Source organism: Enterobacter sp. CFEC122 (assembly GCF_052983755.1).
Map to the genome: position 1 here is coordinate 338,516 of NZ_JBRIQR010000001.1, position 13,005 is coordinate 351,520.

16 protein-coding genes and 1 riboswitch are annotated in these 13,005 nt (G+C 59.8%); of the genes, 10 read left to right on the plus strand and 6 right to left on the minus strand.

The genetic code is table 11. The features are described from left to right. Positions 1–4 precede the first annotated feature (4 nt). Genes ACVCAM_RS01555 through hpxK form a run of 5 tightly spaced genes read left to right on the plus strand, consistent with a single transcriptional unit; the run spans position 5 to position 4,525 of the window. Complete coding sequence (locus ACVCAM_RS01555; RefSeq protein ID WP_045354435.1) at positions 5–670, plus strand: amino acid ABC transporter permease; 666 nt, start codon at positions 5–7, stop codon at positions 668–670. Continuing rightward, positions 670–1,326: an amino acid ABC transporter permease gene (locus ACVCAM_RS01560; RefSeq protein WP_071882588.1), complete on the plus strand. Its 657-nt coding sequence runs from the start codon at positions 670–672 to the stop codon at positions 1,324–1,326. The genes ACVCAM_RS01555 and ACVCAM_RS01560 overlap by 1 nt, the downstream gene beginning before the upstream one ends. Continuing rightward, positions 1,307–2,044 carry an amino acid ABC transporter ATP-binding protein gene (locus tag ACVCAM_RS01565; RefSeq protein ID WP_407223226.1) on the plus strand — a complete coding sequence of 246 codons (738 nt, stop codon included), beginning with the start codon at positions 1,307–1,309 and terminating at the stop codon, positions 2,042–2,044. Before ACVCAM_RS01560 ends, ACVCAM_RS01565 begins: the two co-directional genes overlap by 20 nt. Positions 2,045–2,057: 13 nt before the next feature. Continuing rightward, positions 2,058–3,299 (plus strand): pyridoxal-phosphate-dependent aminotransferase family protein, encoded by a 1,242-nt coding sequence (locus ACVCAM_RS01570; protein WP_032651243.1) that lies wholly within the window; start codon positions 2,058–2,060, stop codon positions 3,297–3,299. Further along, positions 3,296–4,525 (plus strand): allantoate amidohydrolase, encoded by a 1,230-nt coding sequence (gene hpxK, locus ACVCAM_RS01575; protein ID WP_032674503.1) that lies wholly within the window; start codon positions 3,296–3,298, stop codon positions 4,523–4,525. Before ACVCAM_RS01570 ends, hpxK begins: the two co-directional genes overlap by 4 nt. A gap of 84 nt (positions 4,526–4,609) precedes the next feature. Here the strand turns inward: hpxK and ACVCAM_RS01580 are convergent, their stop codons facing one another. After that, a complete protein-coding gene (locus ACVCAM_RS01580) occupies positions 4,610–5,611 on the minus strand; it encodes a magnesium transporter (RefSeq protein ID WP_021240818.1) in 1,002 nt (333 codons plus the stop codon). Between the two features lie 60 nt (positions 5,612–5,671). Next, positions 5,672–5,841: riboswitch (M-box (ykoK) riboswitch) on the minus strand. A 159-nt stretch (positions 5,842–6,000) separates the two neighbouring features. On the opposite strand from ACVCAM_RS01580, the gene ACVCAM_RS01585 reads away from it, so the two are divergent. Further along, a complete protein-coding gene (locus ACVCAM_RS01585) occupies positions 6,001–6,504 on the plus strand; it encodes a DedA family protein (RefSeq protein ID WP_032674505.1) in 504 nt (167 codons plus the stop codon). 1 nt (position 6,505) lies between these two features. Here the strand turns inward: ACVCAM_RS01585 and ACVCAM_RS01590 are convergent, their stop codons facing one another. Beyond that, positions 6,506–7,255 carry an SDR family oxidoreductase gene (locus tag ACVCAM_RS01590; RefSeq protein ID WP_023343729.1) on the minus strand — a complete coding sequence of 250 codons (750 nt, stop codon included), beginning with the start codon at positions 7,253–7,255 and terminating at the stop codon, positions 6,506–6,508. A gap of 100 nt (positions 7,256–7,355) precedes the next feature. Between ACVCAM_RS01590 and ACVCAM_RS01595 the strand changes: the two genes are divergently transcribed. After that, positions 7,356–7,715, plus strand: coding sequence for a winged helix-turn-helix transcriptional regulator (locus ACVCAM_RS01595; RefSeq protein WP_008499836.1), 360 nt, complete (start codon positions 7,356–7,358; stop codon positions 7,713–7,715). Position 7,716: 1 nt separating this feature from the next. On the opposite strand, the gene ACVCAM_RS01600 is transcribed toward ACVCAM_RS01595, so the two are convergent. Together ACVCAM_RS01600 and ACVCAM_RS01605 are read right to left on the minus strand one after the other, a co-directional pair. After that, complete coding sequence (locus tag ACVCAM_RS01600) at positions 7,717–8,511, minus strand: SDR family NAD(P)-dependent oxidoreductase (RefSeq protein WP_032674506.1); 795 nt, start codon at positions 8,509–8,511, stop codon at positions 7,717–7,719. A 125-nt stretch (positions 8,512–8,636) separates the two neighbouring features. Beyond that, positions 8,637–9,080, minus strand: coding sequence for a winged helix-turn-helix transcriptional regulator (locus ACVCAM_RS01605; RefSeq protein WP_008499834.1), 444 nt, complete (start codon positions 9,078–9,080; stop codon positions 8,637–8,639). A gap of 152 nt (positions 9,081–9,232) precedes the next feature. Here ACVCAM_RS01605 and agp point away from each other — a divergent pair, with 152 nt between their 5' ends. Beyond that, positions 9,233–10,474, plus strand: a complete 1,242-nt coding sequence (gene agp, locus ACVCAM_RS01610; RefSeq protein ID WP_032674507.1) for a bifunctional glucose-1-phosphatase/inositol phosphatase — start codon at positions 9,233–9,235, stop codon at positions 10,472–10,474. A gap of 34 nt (positions 10,475–10,508) precedes the next feature. On the opposite strand, the gene ACVCAM_RS01615 is transcribed toward agp, so the two are convergent. Continuing rightward, positions 10,509–10,736, minus strand: a complete 228-nt coding sequence (locus ACVCAM_RS01615) for a YccJ family protein (protein ID WP_008499832.1) — start codon at positions 10,734–10,736, stop codon at positions 10,509–10,511. Between the two features lie 18 nt (positions 10,737–10,754). Beyond that, a complete protein-coding gene (wrbA, locus tag ACVCAM_RS01620) occupies positions 10,755–11,351 on the minus strand; it encodes an NAD(P)H:quinone oxidoreductase (RefSeq protein WP_008499831.1) in 597 nt (198 codons plus the stop codon). Between the two features lie 391 nt (positions 11,352–11,742). Between wrbA and ACVCAM_RS01625 the strand changes: the two genes are divergently transcribed. Then, entirely contained in the window at positions 11,743–11,913 is a 171-nt protein-coding gene (locus ACVCAM_RS01625) for a con-10 family general stress protein (protein ID WP_013097201.1), read from the plus strand. 118 nt (positions 11,914–12,031) lie between these two features. Further along, positions 12,032–12,949, plus strand: a complete 918-nt coding sequence (locus tag ACVCAM_RS01630; protein ID WP_023292825.1) for a DMT family transporter — start codon at positions 12,032–12,034, stop codon at positions 12,947–12,949. Positions 12,950–13,005 lie beyond the last annotated feature (56 nt).

A 13,005-nucleotide genomic window follows, 5' to 3' on the forward strand; every position in this document is an offset into this window, starting at 1 on the left:
GCCGATGACGGAGCAACTTGATTTTTCAGCCCTCTGGCCGCACTGGCCGGCGCTGCTGGCGGGATTGTGGGTCACCATTCAGCTGACGGTGATGGCGACCGTCGGCGGGCTGGCAACAGGGATTGTCGGGGCGGCGATCCGCAGCGGACGCACCACCTGGTACAGCCGGATCTGGGGCGCATACGTGGAAATCATCCGCAACACGCCGTTTGTGGTGCAGCTGTTTTTCATCGTCTTCGGTCTGCCGAATCTGGGCCTGAAGATGACGGCGGGGGAAGCGGCGCTATTGGCCATGGTGGTGAACCTGGGCGCGTACAGCACCGAGATTATCCGCGCCGGCATCCAGGTCACGCCGAAAGGCCAATGGGAGGCCGGACGCGTGCTGGGGCTGACCCGGCTGCAGACCTTTATTCGCGTGGTGCTGCCGCCCGCGCTGCAGCGCATTTACCCGGCGCTGGTGAGCCAGTGCATCATCGTGATGCTCGGCTCGTCGGTGGTGTCGCAGGTCTCGTATGAGGAGCTGACCTTCGCCGCCAACCTGATCCAGTCCAGAACGTTTTTGAGCTTCGAGGTCTATCTGGTGACCACCGGGATTTACCTGGCGCTGTCGATTACCCTGCGCCAGCTGATGATGGCGGCAGGACGCAAATGGCTGGGGGTGCAGGCATGATGACCACCTTTACCGACTGGGACATTATTCGCAACCTGCTGCTGGCCGGACGCTGGACGGTGCTGCTGTCGCTGGTGGCGTTCGTCGGCGGGGCGGTGGTAACGCTGCCGCTCCTGCTGCTGCGCCTCACCGGCGGACGCACGGTGAAGCGCATTATCCGCGGCTATATTGAGCTGTTTCAGGGCACGCCGCTGCTGATGCAGCTGTTCCTGGCCTTCTTCGGCGTGGCGCTGTTCGGCATCGACGTCTCGCCGTGGACCGCCGCCTCGCTGGCGCTGACGTTTTACACCAGCGCGTTTCTGCTCGATATCTGGTACGGCAGCATTCGCGCGCTGCCGAAGGGGCAGTGGGAAGCGTCGCGCTGTCTGGGGCTGACCTTTGGACAGACCCTGTTTCGCGTGGTCGCTCCGCAGGCGCTGCGCATCGGCATTGCGCCGACGGTCGGCTTTGCCGTGCAGGTGATCAAAGGCACCGCGCTGGCGTCGATCATCGGCTTTGTCGAGCTGACCAAGGCCGGGACCATGCTGACCAACGTGACCTATCAGCCGTTTAAGGTCTTTGCGCTGGTGGCGCTGGGCTACTTTATTCTGTGTTATCCGCTGTCGCGTTACAGCCGCTATCTGGAGACGAAATTCAATGCCTCTCATCACCATTAATCAGGTGCAGAAATACTACGCCGATAACCACGTGCTCAAGGGCGTCGATCTGGATATCGACATGGGCCAGGTGATCTCCATCATCGGGCGCAGCGGATCGGGCAAAAGCACGCTCCTGCGCTGCATCAACGGCCTGGAAGGCTATCAGGACGGCAGCATCAAGCTGGGCGGCATGACCATTACCGACCGGGATTCCCAGGCGCGCGAAATCAGCCGCTCGGTCGGGATGGTGTTCCAGAGCTTCAACCTGTTCCCGCACATGACGGCGCTGGAAAACGTAATGCTCGCCCCGCGTCGGGTGCTGAAGAAAAGCGCCGCCGAATGCCGCGAATTGGCCCAGCGCATGCTGGAGAAAGTGGGGCTTGGCGATCGTCTGGATTACTACCCGTCGAGCCTCTCCGGCGGCCAGCAGCAGCGCGTGGCGATTGCCCGCGCGCTGGCGATGTCGCCGAAAGTGTTACTCTGCGACGAGATCACCTCCGCCCTCGACCCGGAGCTGGTGGGCGAAGTGCTCAAGGTGCTGGAGCAGCTGGCGGCCGAGGGGATGACGCTCATACTGGTTACCCATGAAATGAATTTTGCCCGCGAAGTGGGCGACCGCGTGGTGTTTATGCACCAGGGGAAAGTCTGGGAGCAGGGCGACAGCAAAACGCTGTTCGCTAACCCGCAGACCACGGAACTGAAGCAGTTCATCTCCTCCGTGCGCGGCCTCAACTGATAAGGACTGAACAATGGATATCGCACACTTTCCGCAAATCAACCCGCCGCAGCGCCTGCTGATGGGGCCGGGCCCGATCAACGCCGACCCGCGCGTGCTGCGCGCCATGTCGAGCCAGCTGATCGGCCAGTACGATCCGGCCATGACCCACTACATGAACGAGGTGATGGCGCTCTATCGCGGCGTGTTCCGCACCGAAAACCGCTGGACGATGCTGGTGGACGGCACCTCCCGCGCGGGGATTGAAGCCATTCTGGTCTCCGCCATTCGCCCGGGCGATAAGGTGCTGGTGCCGGTGTTTGGCCGCTTTGGACACCTGCTGTGCGAAATTGCCCGCCGCTGCCGCGCGGAGGTGCACACCATCGAGGTGCCGTGGGGCGAGGTGTTTACCCCGGACCAGGTGGAGGATGCGATTAAGCGTATTCGTCCGCGCCTGCTGCTGACCGTGCAGGGCGACACCTCCACCACCATGCTGCAGCCGCTCGCCGAGCTTGGCGCGATCTGCCGCCGCTACGACGTGCTGTTTTACACCGATGCCACCGCGTCGCTCGGCGGTAACGCGCTGGAGACCGACGCCTGGGGGCTGGATGCCGTCTCGGCCGGGATGCAGAAGTGCCTCGGCGGCCCGTCCGGCACGTCGCCGATCACCCTGAGCGCGCGGATGGAAGAGGCAATCCGTCGCCGCAAGTGCGTGGAGGAGGGCATTCGCACCGACGCCCACCGCGACGGCGACGAGGAGATGATCTACTCCAACTACTTCGATCTCGGTATGGTGATGGACTACTGGGGGCCGGAGCGGCTGAACCACCACACCGAAGCAACTACCGCGCTGTTTGGCGCTCGCGAATGCGCGCGGCTGATCCTGCAGGAGGGGCTGGATAACGGCATCGCGCGCCACAGGCTGCACGGCGATGCGCTGCTGAAGGGCATTCAGGCGATGGGGCTGGAGACCTTCGGCGACCTGAAGCACAAGATGAACAACGTGCTGGGCGTGGTCATCCCGCAGGGGATCAACGGCGACCAGGTGCGCAAGCTGATGCTGGAGGATTTCGGGATTGAGATCGGCACCTCGTTTGGCCCGCTGCACGGCAAAGTGTGGCGCATTGGCACCATGGGCTACAACGCGCGCAAGGACTGCGTGATGACTACCCTGAGCGCGCTGGAGTCGGTGCTGAACTACCTGAAGTTCACCACCACGCAGGGGGCCGCCATGCAGGCCGCGTGGGACCACTATCGTCGCGAGACGCCGCAATGAGCCCGGCGGCAGAGCGGGTGATGGCGCGCGCCGACGCGCTGGCCGCCATCAGCGAAACCCCGGACGGCCTGACGCGGGTCTATCTCTCCACGCAGCATCTCCAGGCCAACCAACTGGTTGGGGAGTGGATGCGCCAGGCGGGCATGACCGTCTGGCAGGACAGCGTGGGCAATATCTGTGGACGCTACGAGGGCGCGCAGGAGGGGGCGCAGGCGGTGCTGCTCGGCTCGCATCTGGACACCGTACGCAACGCCGGGCGCTACGACGGCATGCTCGGGGTGCTCACCGCCATCGAAGTGGTGGATAGCCTGCACCAGCAGGGGCGGCATCTGGCGCAGGCCATCGAGATTGTCGGCTTTGGCGACGAAGAGGGAACCCGTTTTGGTATCACCCTGCTGGGCAGCCGTGGTCTGACGGGAACCTGGCCGCAGGGCTGGCTGGAGACGTGCGATGCCCAGGGCATCAGCGTGGCGCAGGCGATGGTGCAGGCGGGGCTCGATCCCGCCCGCGTGGCGCTCGCGGCACGCCATCAGGAGGATTTCAGCGCCTGTCTGGAACTGCATATCGAACAGGGACCGTGTCTGGAGCAGGAAGGGCTGGCGCTGGGCGTGGTGGAAGCCATCAACGGCGCGCGCCGCCTCAACTGCCGCTTCATCGGCGAGGCCGGGCACGCCGGTACCGTGCCGATGAACCATCGTAAGGATGCTCTGGCCGCCGCCGCCGAGTGGATGGTGCTGATTGAAAACACCACCCGGCAGCAGGGCGGCAACCGGGTGGCGACGGTCGGGGAACTGCGCTGCCTGCCCGGCGCGGTCAACGTCATCCCCGGCGAGGTTGCGCTCTCGCTGGATATTCGCGGCCCGCAGGATGCCCCGCTGGACGCGCTGCTCGCTGAACTGCTGGCGCAGGCGCAGGCGATCGCCGCCCGTCGCGGGCTGAGCTTCAGCGCCGAGGAGTTTTACCGGATCGCCGCCACGCCGTGCGATGCGCGTTTGCAGCGCCTGCTGGGCGACGCGGTTGAATCGGTGCAGGGGCGCTCGTTATCTCTGCCCAGCGGCGCCGGGCATGACACCATCGCCCTGGCGGAACGCTGGCCGGTGGGGATGCTGTTTGTGCGTTGCAGGGGGGGCGTCAGCCACCATCCGGCGGAATCGGTGATGGCTGAGGATGTTGCCCTGGCGATTGAGGCATTTGGGCAGGCGGTGAGAGCGCTTGGTGCGATCTGATTGTTGCCCGGCGGCGCTGCGCTTGCACGGGCCTACGGGATGGGTAGGCCGGGTAAGCGGCAGCGCCACCCGCAAGGAATCACATCACTCCAGCCCCAGCGTATATTGCGCGATCTTAAAGTAGATAATCAGCCCGGTACCGTCGATCAGCGTCGCGATAAACGGCGCGGAGACGACCGCCGGGTCAATGCCGCAGCGCTTGAGCACCATCGGAATGACGGACGAGACAATCGCACTCCACAGCGTAATGCACACCAGCGTCAGGCTGACGATGAGCGTAATCTCCAGCCCGATCCCCATCATCCAGGCGCGAATGCACCCGGCAATGCCGAGCGTCACGGCAATCATCAGCGAGGTGGTCATCTCTTTGCGCAGCACGCGGCCCACGTCGCGCAGATGAACTTCACCCAGCGCCATGGCGCGCACCAGCGTGGAGGTGATCTGCGTCCCGCTGTTGCCGCCCGTGCCGATCAGCAGCGGAATAAAGAACGCCAGCGCGATGGCGGACTCCAGCGCCTCTTCAAAATGCTGAATGACCGAGCTGGTGTAGGCTTCGGCGACAAACAGCAGCAGCAGCCAGACGGAGCGTTTCTTCCACAGGCTGAAGGCGCTGGTTTCCAGATAGGGCTTCTCCAGCGGCAGCGTCGCCCCCTGAAGCTGGGCATCTTCGGTGACGTCATCTTCCAGCAGATGGGCAATTTCGCGCTCGGTCAGGCAGCCGACGAGTTTGCCGTGGGTCACCACGGGCACGACATCTGCGTCGCCGTGCGCCAGCAGCCCTGCAACATCGGCACGTTCATCCTCCGGTTTGACCTGCAAAAACTGCGAAATCATCAGGCTTTTAATTGGCTGTACGGTATCTGTGGTCTGTAGCAGCTTGCGCACGGCAACCATCCCCGCAAGGCGGCCATTGTCTTCAATAAAAATATGCGACGGAATATCATCGTCTTTTAATTTTTTGAAGAATTGCTCGCGCGCCAGCGCCACGCATAATGCAATATCGAGGACGATAAAATCGGTATTCATATATTGCGCGACCGCGCTGTCATTGAATGCCAGGTTTTGGTTGTGAATAGCGTAAGACATAGTGAATTCCCTTTGAATAATAACATCTCTCAGGGGCGAGCAAGACAGGGCATGTCGAAGAGGAGATCCCCACGTCCTGGGTTCAGCACTGTACACCGTATCCCGCAAGGGAAGTTATACTGACAAAGCCTTGATTCGACAGTGCCTGTTTTACCCTGTGCCGGTTCTCTCGAACCTACCAGAGCGATAACGTGTATTTGTACAGGAGCCTCGCCATAACGAGATCGTTGTAAAACGAGAGGGATAATACGCCTGTTTAAATTTAGCGCTCAGAAAATTAAATAATGTTTAAGAACGGTTTAGATAAATATTATTAATAAAATGTTGAGGGTTTATTTAGGTTTATTCACTTTAAATGGAGAATTAAATAATTAACGGGGGAGAGGAAAATGGCGTGGCTTGATAATCTGCTGAATCATTTTGCGCTGTATCCGGCACATCTGTTCGCGCTGTTATTCGTGATGGCGCTGAGCAAGTCCACGGTGCTGATCTCCTCCGTGCTGCCGCCCGCGTCGGTGATGCTGCTGGCGGGCATTACCGTCAGCCAGGGGAGCATGCACCCGGCGCTGGCGTGGCTGGCCGTGGTGATGGGGGCGACGGCAGGTTCGATGCTGAATTACCATATCGGCCAGCTGATGGGGCACACCCGGCTGGTCACGCGCTTCACGTCAAAGCATGCCGCTACATTTTTACGGGTCCAGCATCAGCTACAAAAGAACGGCGTCATCGCCCTGTTTACGTCGCGCTTTCTGGCGGTGTTGCGCTATGTCGTGCCGCTGGCGGCGGGTATGCTCAGGCTGAACGCCGTCAAAGTCTACGCCGTCAGCCTGCTTTCCGCCTGCGCGTGGGCGGCGCTGTATGTCGGCGCGGTCACCGGCATCAGCGCCTTTTGAATTACAGACTTCCCATGCCGCCGTCCACCAGCAGCTCCGTTCCCACCGTGTAGCTCGACTCGTCGGAGGCCAGATAGAGCGCGGCTTTTGCCAGCTCCGTCGTCGAGCCCATTCTGCCGAGCGGCACCAGCTTGATGATTTCCGCCATCATCGCGTTAAGCGCCTCGTCGCTTAAGCCCGTTTTCGTAAACGCCGGGGTCTCCACCGGACCGGGGCTCAGACCGTTGACGCGGATCCCGCGCGGCAGCAGCTCTGCCGACAGCGTGCGCGCCAGCGACAGCAGGGCGGCCTTGCTCGCGGCATACACGCTGCTGGTGGGCAGGCCGATGCGCGCGCTCACGGAGCCGCAGAGGATTATCGAGGACGGGTTATTCAGCAGCGGCAGCAGCGCCTGGATTAAAAAGAACGGCCCCTTCAGGTTGATGTTCATCAGACGGTCCCAGGCCTCTTCCTGCCAGGCTTCCAGCGGCGCGTGCGTCACGTCGCCGGCGTTGAGAAACACCGCGTCCAGGCGCGGCCAGCGGGCGGCGAGGGTTTCCGCCAGCGCTTTTTGCGAGGCGATATCGCCCGCATCGGTCGGGATCACCCAGGCCTTATCGCCCAGAATGCGCTCAGCTTCGGCGAGGGTGTCCGGGTTGCGTCCGGTCACGGCGACGCGCGCCCCTTCGGCGATAAACGCCTGCGCGGTGGCAAGACCGATGCCGCTGGTGCCACCGGTAATCAACGTATACTTATCGGTTAAACGACCCATGTTCTTCTCCTGAAATGTCACTGGAGAAAGCACTATAGAAACGTTAGTATCGAAAGGAAACCAGGTACCAAATGGATACTAACGAGGCAAGAGGTGTGCTATGGCAGAAATGCTGGGTGAGTGCTGTGAAAAAAAATCTGAGGCCTATACCTGCCCGATGACGCAGTTTGTAAACCTGATTTCCGGCAAATGGGCAATCCCGATCCTTTATCGTCTTATTGTGATTAACACGCCTGTCCGCTTTGGCGATCTGCTACGGGCGGCTGCACCCATCACCCAGAAAGAGCTGACGAAGCAGCTGCGCCTGTTTGAACAGCGCGGGCTGGTGACGCGGACGGTCTACCCGGAGATCCCGCCGCGCGTGGAGTATCAGATTACCGGGCTGGGGTTAACCCTGCAGGATGCGCTCTCGCCGCTGGCCGCCTGGATGAGCGAGTACGGCGACCAGCTGGAGCGTTAGGCTACTGCTTTACGTAGCGCGGAGCCGGGATGCCGGTGCGCGCGCTGTTAAACAGCTCGAGGCGCGCCGCTTCGTAGCGGTCCCACAGGCTGACGTCATGCATCGGCGGGATGGTGATCGGTTCGCCCTGATCCAGACCCGCCAGTGACGCATCCACCATATCGTCGGTGGTCATCACCGATCCTTCCGGCAGATCGTCCACCGTGACGCCAGAATGGCTCCAGATCTCCGTCGCGGTCGCGGCGGGCAGCACGGCCTGAATGCGCACGTTGCTGTCGGCAAATTCTTCCTGCAGTCCGCGGGTAAAGCTCAGTACCCAGGCCTTGGTGGCGCTGTAGAGCGCGCTGCCCGCACGGACATGGAGCGATAACACCGAGGCGATATTGATCAGCGTGCCGCGATTGTTCCGCGCCAGTCGCGGGAGAATGGCGTAGGTCAGCCGCATCAGCGCCGTGGTGTTGAGGGTATTGATGGCCTGATGCTGCGCCACCTCGCCCGCGAGGAACGGCGCCATCTGCGCGGTGCCCGCGTTGTTAACCAGCGTATCAATGGCGGTATTGCTGCGCAGTTCCTCTTCCACCGCCCGGATCCCGGCTTCATCGGTGAGATCGGCCACCAGAATATCGACGGCCACGCCGTAGCGCGCGCGCAGGTCGGCGGCGAGGGTTTTCAGGCGATCCTCGCGGCGGGCGACCAGGACCAGGTTGGCACCGCGCGCGGCAAGGCGATCGGCATAGACGGCACCGATCCCGGAAGAGGCCCCCGTGATCAGGGCGGTGGTGATTTGCGTAGTCATAATGCATTACCTCAGGCAAAGTGGGTTATTTGGTTTCAATATGAAACTGAATTAACTCTCTGTCATTTGGTTTTATAATGCAACCACATTGGCGAGATTTTTTTGCTTTTGCCTGGCGGGTGAGCTCAGGAGGGGAGTTTGGCCACGATCTCTTCAGGCGTCAGTTCGCGCCCGTCGTCGGCGATAAGCATCAGTTTTCGCAGCGGTTTGCGCTGTTCGCTATCGACGAGAACGGTGCCGCATTCGTTTTCCGCGAACAAAAATTCATTGCCCCACTGGGACAAGGCAACCAGCACGGTTTGCAGGGCGCGTCCCTTGTCGGTCAGGACGTATTCCTGCCAGGCGCTGCCGTCGGAGGCGGGCTGAAGCCGGAGGATGCCTTCGTCCACCAGCAGCTTGAGCCGCGTGGTCAGCATGTTTTTCGCGATACCGAGGCTTTTCTGAAACTCGCCGAAGCGTTTAATACCGCGAAGCGCGTCTCGAACGATCAGCAGCGACCACCAGTCGCCGATGATATCCAGCGAACGGGCGACGGGGCAGGTGCTCTCTTCAAGGCGTGTACGTTTCACAGCGAATTCTCCGGTGGGGTGTGGTTTTATTATAAAACTAATTGGCACACTCCGTAAGCACGTTAATCATCAGTTTGAGAAATGCTTCCCGGAAAATTGTGACGAACCTGTCACACTGAACGCGACATTTTAAAACGAGTGAGGAATTAGGGATGAGAAAAGCACTACTCGCGCTGGCAGTCGCCGGTTCCATTTCAGCAACGTTTGGCGTACAGGCGCAAGAGACGCCGGAAGGGTATCAGCTGGAGCAAGTTTTAATCATGAGCCGTCACAACCTGCGCGCGCCGCTGGCCAATAACGGCAGCGTGCTGGAGCAGTCCACGCCGAAGGAGTGGCCGGAGTGGGAAGTGCCGGGCGGCCAGCTCACCACCAAAGGTGGCGTGCTGGAGGTCTATATGGGGCACTACATGCGCGAGTGGCTGGCGCAGCAGGGGATGGTGAAGACGGGAGAATGTCCACCGGCGGATAGCGTTTATGCTTACGCCAACAGCCTGCAGCGCACCGTCGCCACCGCGCAGTTCTTCATTACCGGCGCGTTCCCGGGCTGCGATGTGCCCGTGCACCATCAGGAAAAAATGGGCACCATGGACCCGACATTCAATCCGGTGATTACCGATAACTCGCCGGCATTCCGCGAAAAAGCGCTCAAGGCGATGGAGTCCGAGCGGCAGAAAATGCAGCTTGGTGAAAGCTACAAGCTGCTGGAGCAGATGACCCACTACGCCGACTCGCCGTCCTGCAAAGAGAAAAAAGTCTGCTCGCTGGCGGACGCGAAAGATACCTTCAGCGCCGACTATGAAAAAGAGCCCGGCGTATCCGGGCCGCTGAAGGTGGGTAACTCGCTGGTGGACGCTTTCACGCTGCAGTATTACGAAGGCTTCCCGGCCGACCAGGTGGCCTGGGGCGAAATCAAAACCGACCAGCAGTGGCGCGTGCTGTCGAAGCTGAAAAACGGCTATCAGGACTCGCTGTTTACCTCTACCGAGGTGGCGCAAAACGTGGCGAAACCGCTGGTGAAGTATATCGATAAAACGCTGGTCACCGAGCAGGCGAAAGCGCCAAAGATCACCCTGCTGGTGGGGCATGATTCGAACATTGCTTCCCTGCTCACCGCCCTCGATTTCAAACCGTACCAGCTGCACGACCAGCAGGAGCGCACCCCGATTGGCGGCAAGATTGTCTTCCAGCGCTGGCATGACAAAAATGCCAACCAGGAGCTGATGAAAATTGAGTATGTCTATCAGAGCTCAGAGCAGCTGCGCAACGCCAGCGTGCTGTCGCTGCAGTCTCCGGCGCAGCGCGTAACGCTGGAGCTGAAGGGCTGCCCGGTGGATGCGAACGGCTTCTGTCCTGTCGATAAATTCAATGCGGTGATGAATAACGCGGCGAAGTAAGAGAGAACCCCCGCGTGATGGCGGGGGGAAACGCTTAAACGTTTTTACGTTCGATGGTTTGCTCACCCCAGAAGAGCGAGTCTTTGTCCGTTTTTTCGAAGGCGCGCACCAGCACTTCATCGTTGCCTTCTTCCCAAATCTGCTCGGCCAGCTTTTCATCGTATTTCGCGACTTCAAAGATAGCTTCGGCAATCTCCGGAGAGGTGTTGCGTAAACTTGCCCATTCGCCCACGTGGTGAGCTTTGGATTCTTGAGTTGGCATACTTTTCCTCCTGTTGGGTTAGCCGTTGAGTTTTTTGGCCAGACCCGCGACGTATTCACCCTGATAGCGGGCGATAGACAGTTCTTCATTGCTTGGCTGGCGTGAACCATCCCCACCGGCAATGGTGGTTGCACCGTACGGCGTACCGCCGCGCACCTGGGAAATATCAAACAGCTCCTGCGCGCCGTAGCCAATTGGCACAATCACCATCCCGTGATGAGCAAGGGTAGTCCAGGTTGAGGTAATCGTCTGCTCCTGACCGCCGCCGGTCCCGGTAGAGCTAAATACGCTGGCGAGTTTGCCGTAGAGCGCCCCGGATGCCCAAAGTCCGCCGGTTTGATCGAGGAAGGTGCGCATCTGGCCTGACATATTGCCGAAGCGGGTTGGGGTGCCGAAGATAATGGCATCATAATCCGCCAGCTCCTGCGGGGTGGCGACCGGGGCGTTTTGTGTTTTTCCCCCGGCTTTCGCGAAGGCTTCCGCCTGCATGGTTTCCGGTACGCGTTTCACCACAACCTCAACGCCGTCAACCCTGTTTGCACCTTCTGCTACCGCGTGAGCCATGGTTTCAATGTGTCCATACATGGAATAATAGAGCACCAGAACTTTTGCCATTTTGCTTCACTCCTCGTTGGTTTCTCTGACAGCGGATCGCTGCGCTCTTTTAAAGATATGTCATCACAGCCAGACTGCAAAAATGAACGCCATTTATTTGATTTATAACAACATGAGGAGAAAAATGGCTTTGTAGCAAAATGATACAACTTTCCCGGTGCGGATTTTTAAAATGATAAGAAAGGCTTATGAATTACCGCCGCGTCATCTCACCCGAAAGACTGAGATCATGTTGCAGGATATTACCTTCGGCTTGCCGGATAACCTCATTCCACTAAGCTTAGTTTCACGCGGCACAGATAAAGGCGTTGTCCTTGAGCCGCGAGGTGAAAGAATCCTCTTTTACTGAATGCAATATGATGTCTAATGTTTCACACTCTGGAGGTTAGAGATGGCAAACCATCGTGGTGGTTCAGGTAATTTCGCAGAAGACCGTGAAAGAGCATCAGAAGCAGGCCGTAAAGGTGGCCAGCATAGCGGGGGGAATTTTAAAAATGATCCTCAGCGCGCATCTGAGGCTGGCAAGAAAGGGGGGAAGAACAGCCATGGCGGTAATAAGTAATTCGCCGGGTTGACTCCCTGCCGCCGGGTTTCCCCCGGCGGTTTTTTTATTTCTGCAACATTGAACTGTAACCAAAGGCAACGCACACTACAGAATTGTTCTCATTTGCTGGTGCCGCATGTCTGTCTCACGCTTTAAATTCTCCGTAAAACCACAGGAAGCCATCCTCATTCTCATCACCATGTTTTGGGGCGGGACGTTTCTGGCCGTTCAGTACGCGGTGACCCTCAGCGATCCGTTCTTCTTTGTCGGCCTTCGCTTTGCGACGGCGGCGTTAGCCGTGGGGCTAATATCCCTTAAAACGCTGCGGGGTCTGACGCTGAAAGAGCTTAAGGCGGGCGTGGCGATTGGGGTGGCGATAGCCATGGGCTACAGCCTGCAGACGTGGGGATTGCAGACCATCTCCAGCAGCAAATCCGCGTTTATCACTGCCATGTATGTGCCGCTGGTGCCGCTACTGCAATGGCTGTGCCTGGGGCGGCTGCCGGGTCTGATGTCCTGTATTGGCATCGTGCTGGCGTTTATCGGCCTGATCTTACTGGCCGGGCCGGAAAACAATCTTCTGGCGCTGGGGCCGGGCGAGATCATTACCCTGATTGGGGCGATTGCCATTGCGGCGGAGATTATTCTCATCAGCGCGTGGGCGGGCAAGGTCGACGTCAAACGGGTGACGGTGGTGCAGCTCGCGACCGCGTCGCTGGTGGCCTTTGCGACGATGGTGCCGGCAGGGGAGTCCGTGCCGCCGATGTCCACCGGCCTGGTCGTGGTGGCGCTGGGGTTGGGGATTTTCAGCGCCATTATCCAGGTCACCATGAACTGGGCGCAGCGCAGCGTATCGCCAACGCGAGCAACGGTCATCTACACCGGCGAGCCGGTCTGGGCAGGGATTTTTGGGCGACTCGCCGGGGAACGTCTGCCGCTGCTGGCCCTGGTGGGCGCGGCGTTTATTGTCGCCGGGGTGCTGGTGAGCGAGTTGAAGCTCAGAAAGCGTCGGAACCCGGTGAGCGACATGACTGCTGAAGAAGGTTTAGATTGAAAAAACAGACGGGTTTATCTACGATGTGTACGGATAAATACCGTACACGGTGAAGT

What these genes read in the sequence shown, in the direction of transcription:
- ACVCAM_RS01630 (WP_023292825.1), top strand. Translation starts at nt 12,032, where the DNA reads ATGTCTGTCTCACGCTTTAAATTCTCCGTAAAACCACAGGAAGCCATC.
- ACVCAM_RS01600 (WP_032674506.1), bottom strand. Translation starts at nt 8,511, where the DNA reads ATGACTACGCAAATCACCACCGCCCTGATCACGGGGGCCTCTTCCGGG.
- ACVCAM_RS01555 (WP_045354435.1), top strand. Translation starts at nt 5, where the DNA reads ATGACGGAGCAACTTGATTTTTCAGCCCTCTGGCCGCACTGGCCGGCG.
- ACVCAM_RS01595 (WP_008499836.1), top strand. Translation starts at nt 7,356, where the DNA reads ATGGCAGAAATGCTGGGTGAGTGCTGTGAAAAAAAATCTGAGGCCTAT.
- ACVCAM_RS01590 (WP_023343729.1), bottom strand. Translation starts at nt 7,255, where the DNA reads ATGGGTCGTTTAACCGATAAGTATACGTTGATTACCGGTGGCACCAGC.
- hpxK (WP_032674503.1), top strand. Translation starts at nt 3,296, where the DNA reads ATGAGCCCGGCGGCAGAGCGGGTGATGGCGCGCGCCGACGCGCTGGCC.
- ACVCAM_RS01580 (WP_021240818.1), bottom strand. Translation starts at nt 5,611, where the DNA reads ATGTCTTACGCTATTCACAACCAAAACCTGGCATTCAATGACAGCGCG.
- ACVCAM_RS01615 (WP_008499832.1), bottom strand. Translation starts at nt 10,736, where the DNA reads ATGCCAACTCAAGAATCCAAAGCTCACCACGTGGGCGAATGGGCAAGT.
- ACVCAM_RS01625 (WP_013097201.1), top strand. Translation starts at nt 11,743, where the DNA reads ATGGCAAACCATCGTGGTGGTTCAGGTAATTTCGCAGAAGACCGTGAA.
- ACVCAM_RS01570 (WP_032651243.1), top strand. Translation starts at nt 2,058, where the DNA reads ATGGATATCGCACACTTTCCGCAAATCAACCCGCCGCAGCGCCTGCTG.
- ACVCAM_RS01585 (WP_032674505.1), top strand. Translation starts at nt 6,001, where the DNA reads ATGGCGTGGCTTGATAATCTGCTGAATCATTTTGCGCTGTATCCGGCA.
- ACVCAM_RS01560 (WP_071882588.1), top strand. Translation starts at nt 670, where the DNA reads ATGACCACCTTTACCGACTGGGACATTATTCGCAACCTGCTGCTGGCC.
- agp (WP_032674507.1), top strand. Translation starts at nt 9,233, where the DNA reads ATGAGAAAAGCACTACTCGCGCTGGCAGTCGCCGGTTCCATTTCAGCA.
- wrbA (WP_008499831.1), bottom strand. Translation starts at nt 11,351, where the DNA reads ATGGCAAAAGTTCTGGTGCTCTATTATTCCATGTATGGACACATTGAA.
- ACVCAM_RS01565 (WP_407223226.1), top strand. Translation starts at nt 1,307, where the DNA reads ATGCCTCTCATCACCATTAATCAGGTGCAGAAATACTACGCCGATAAC.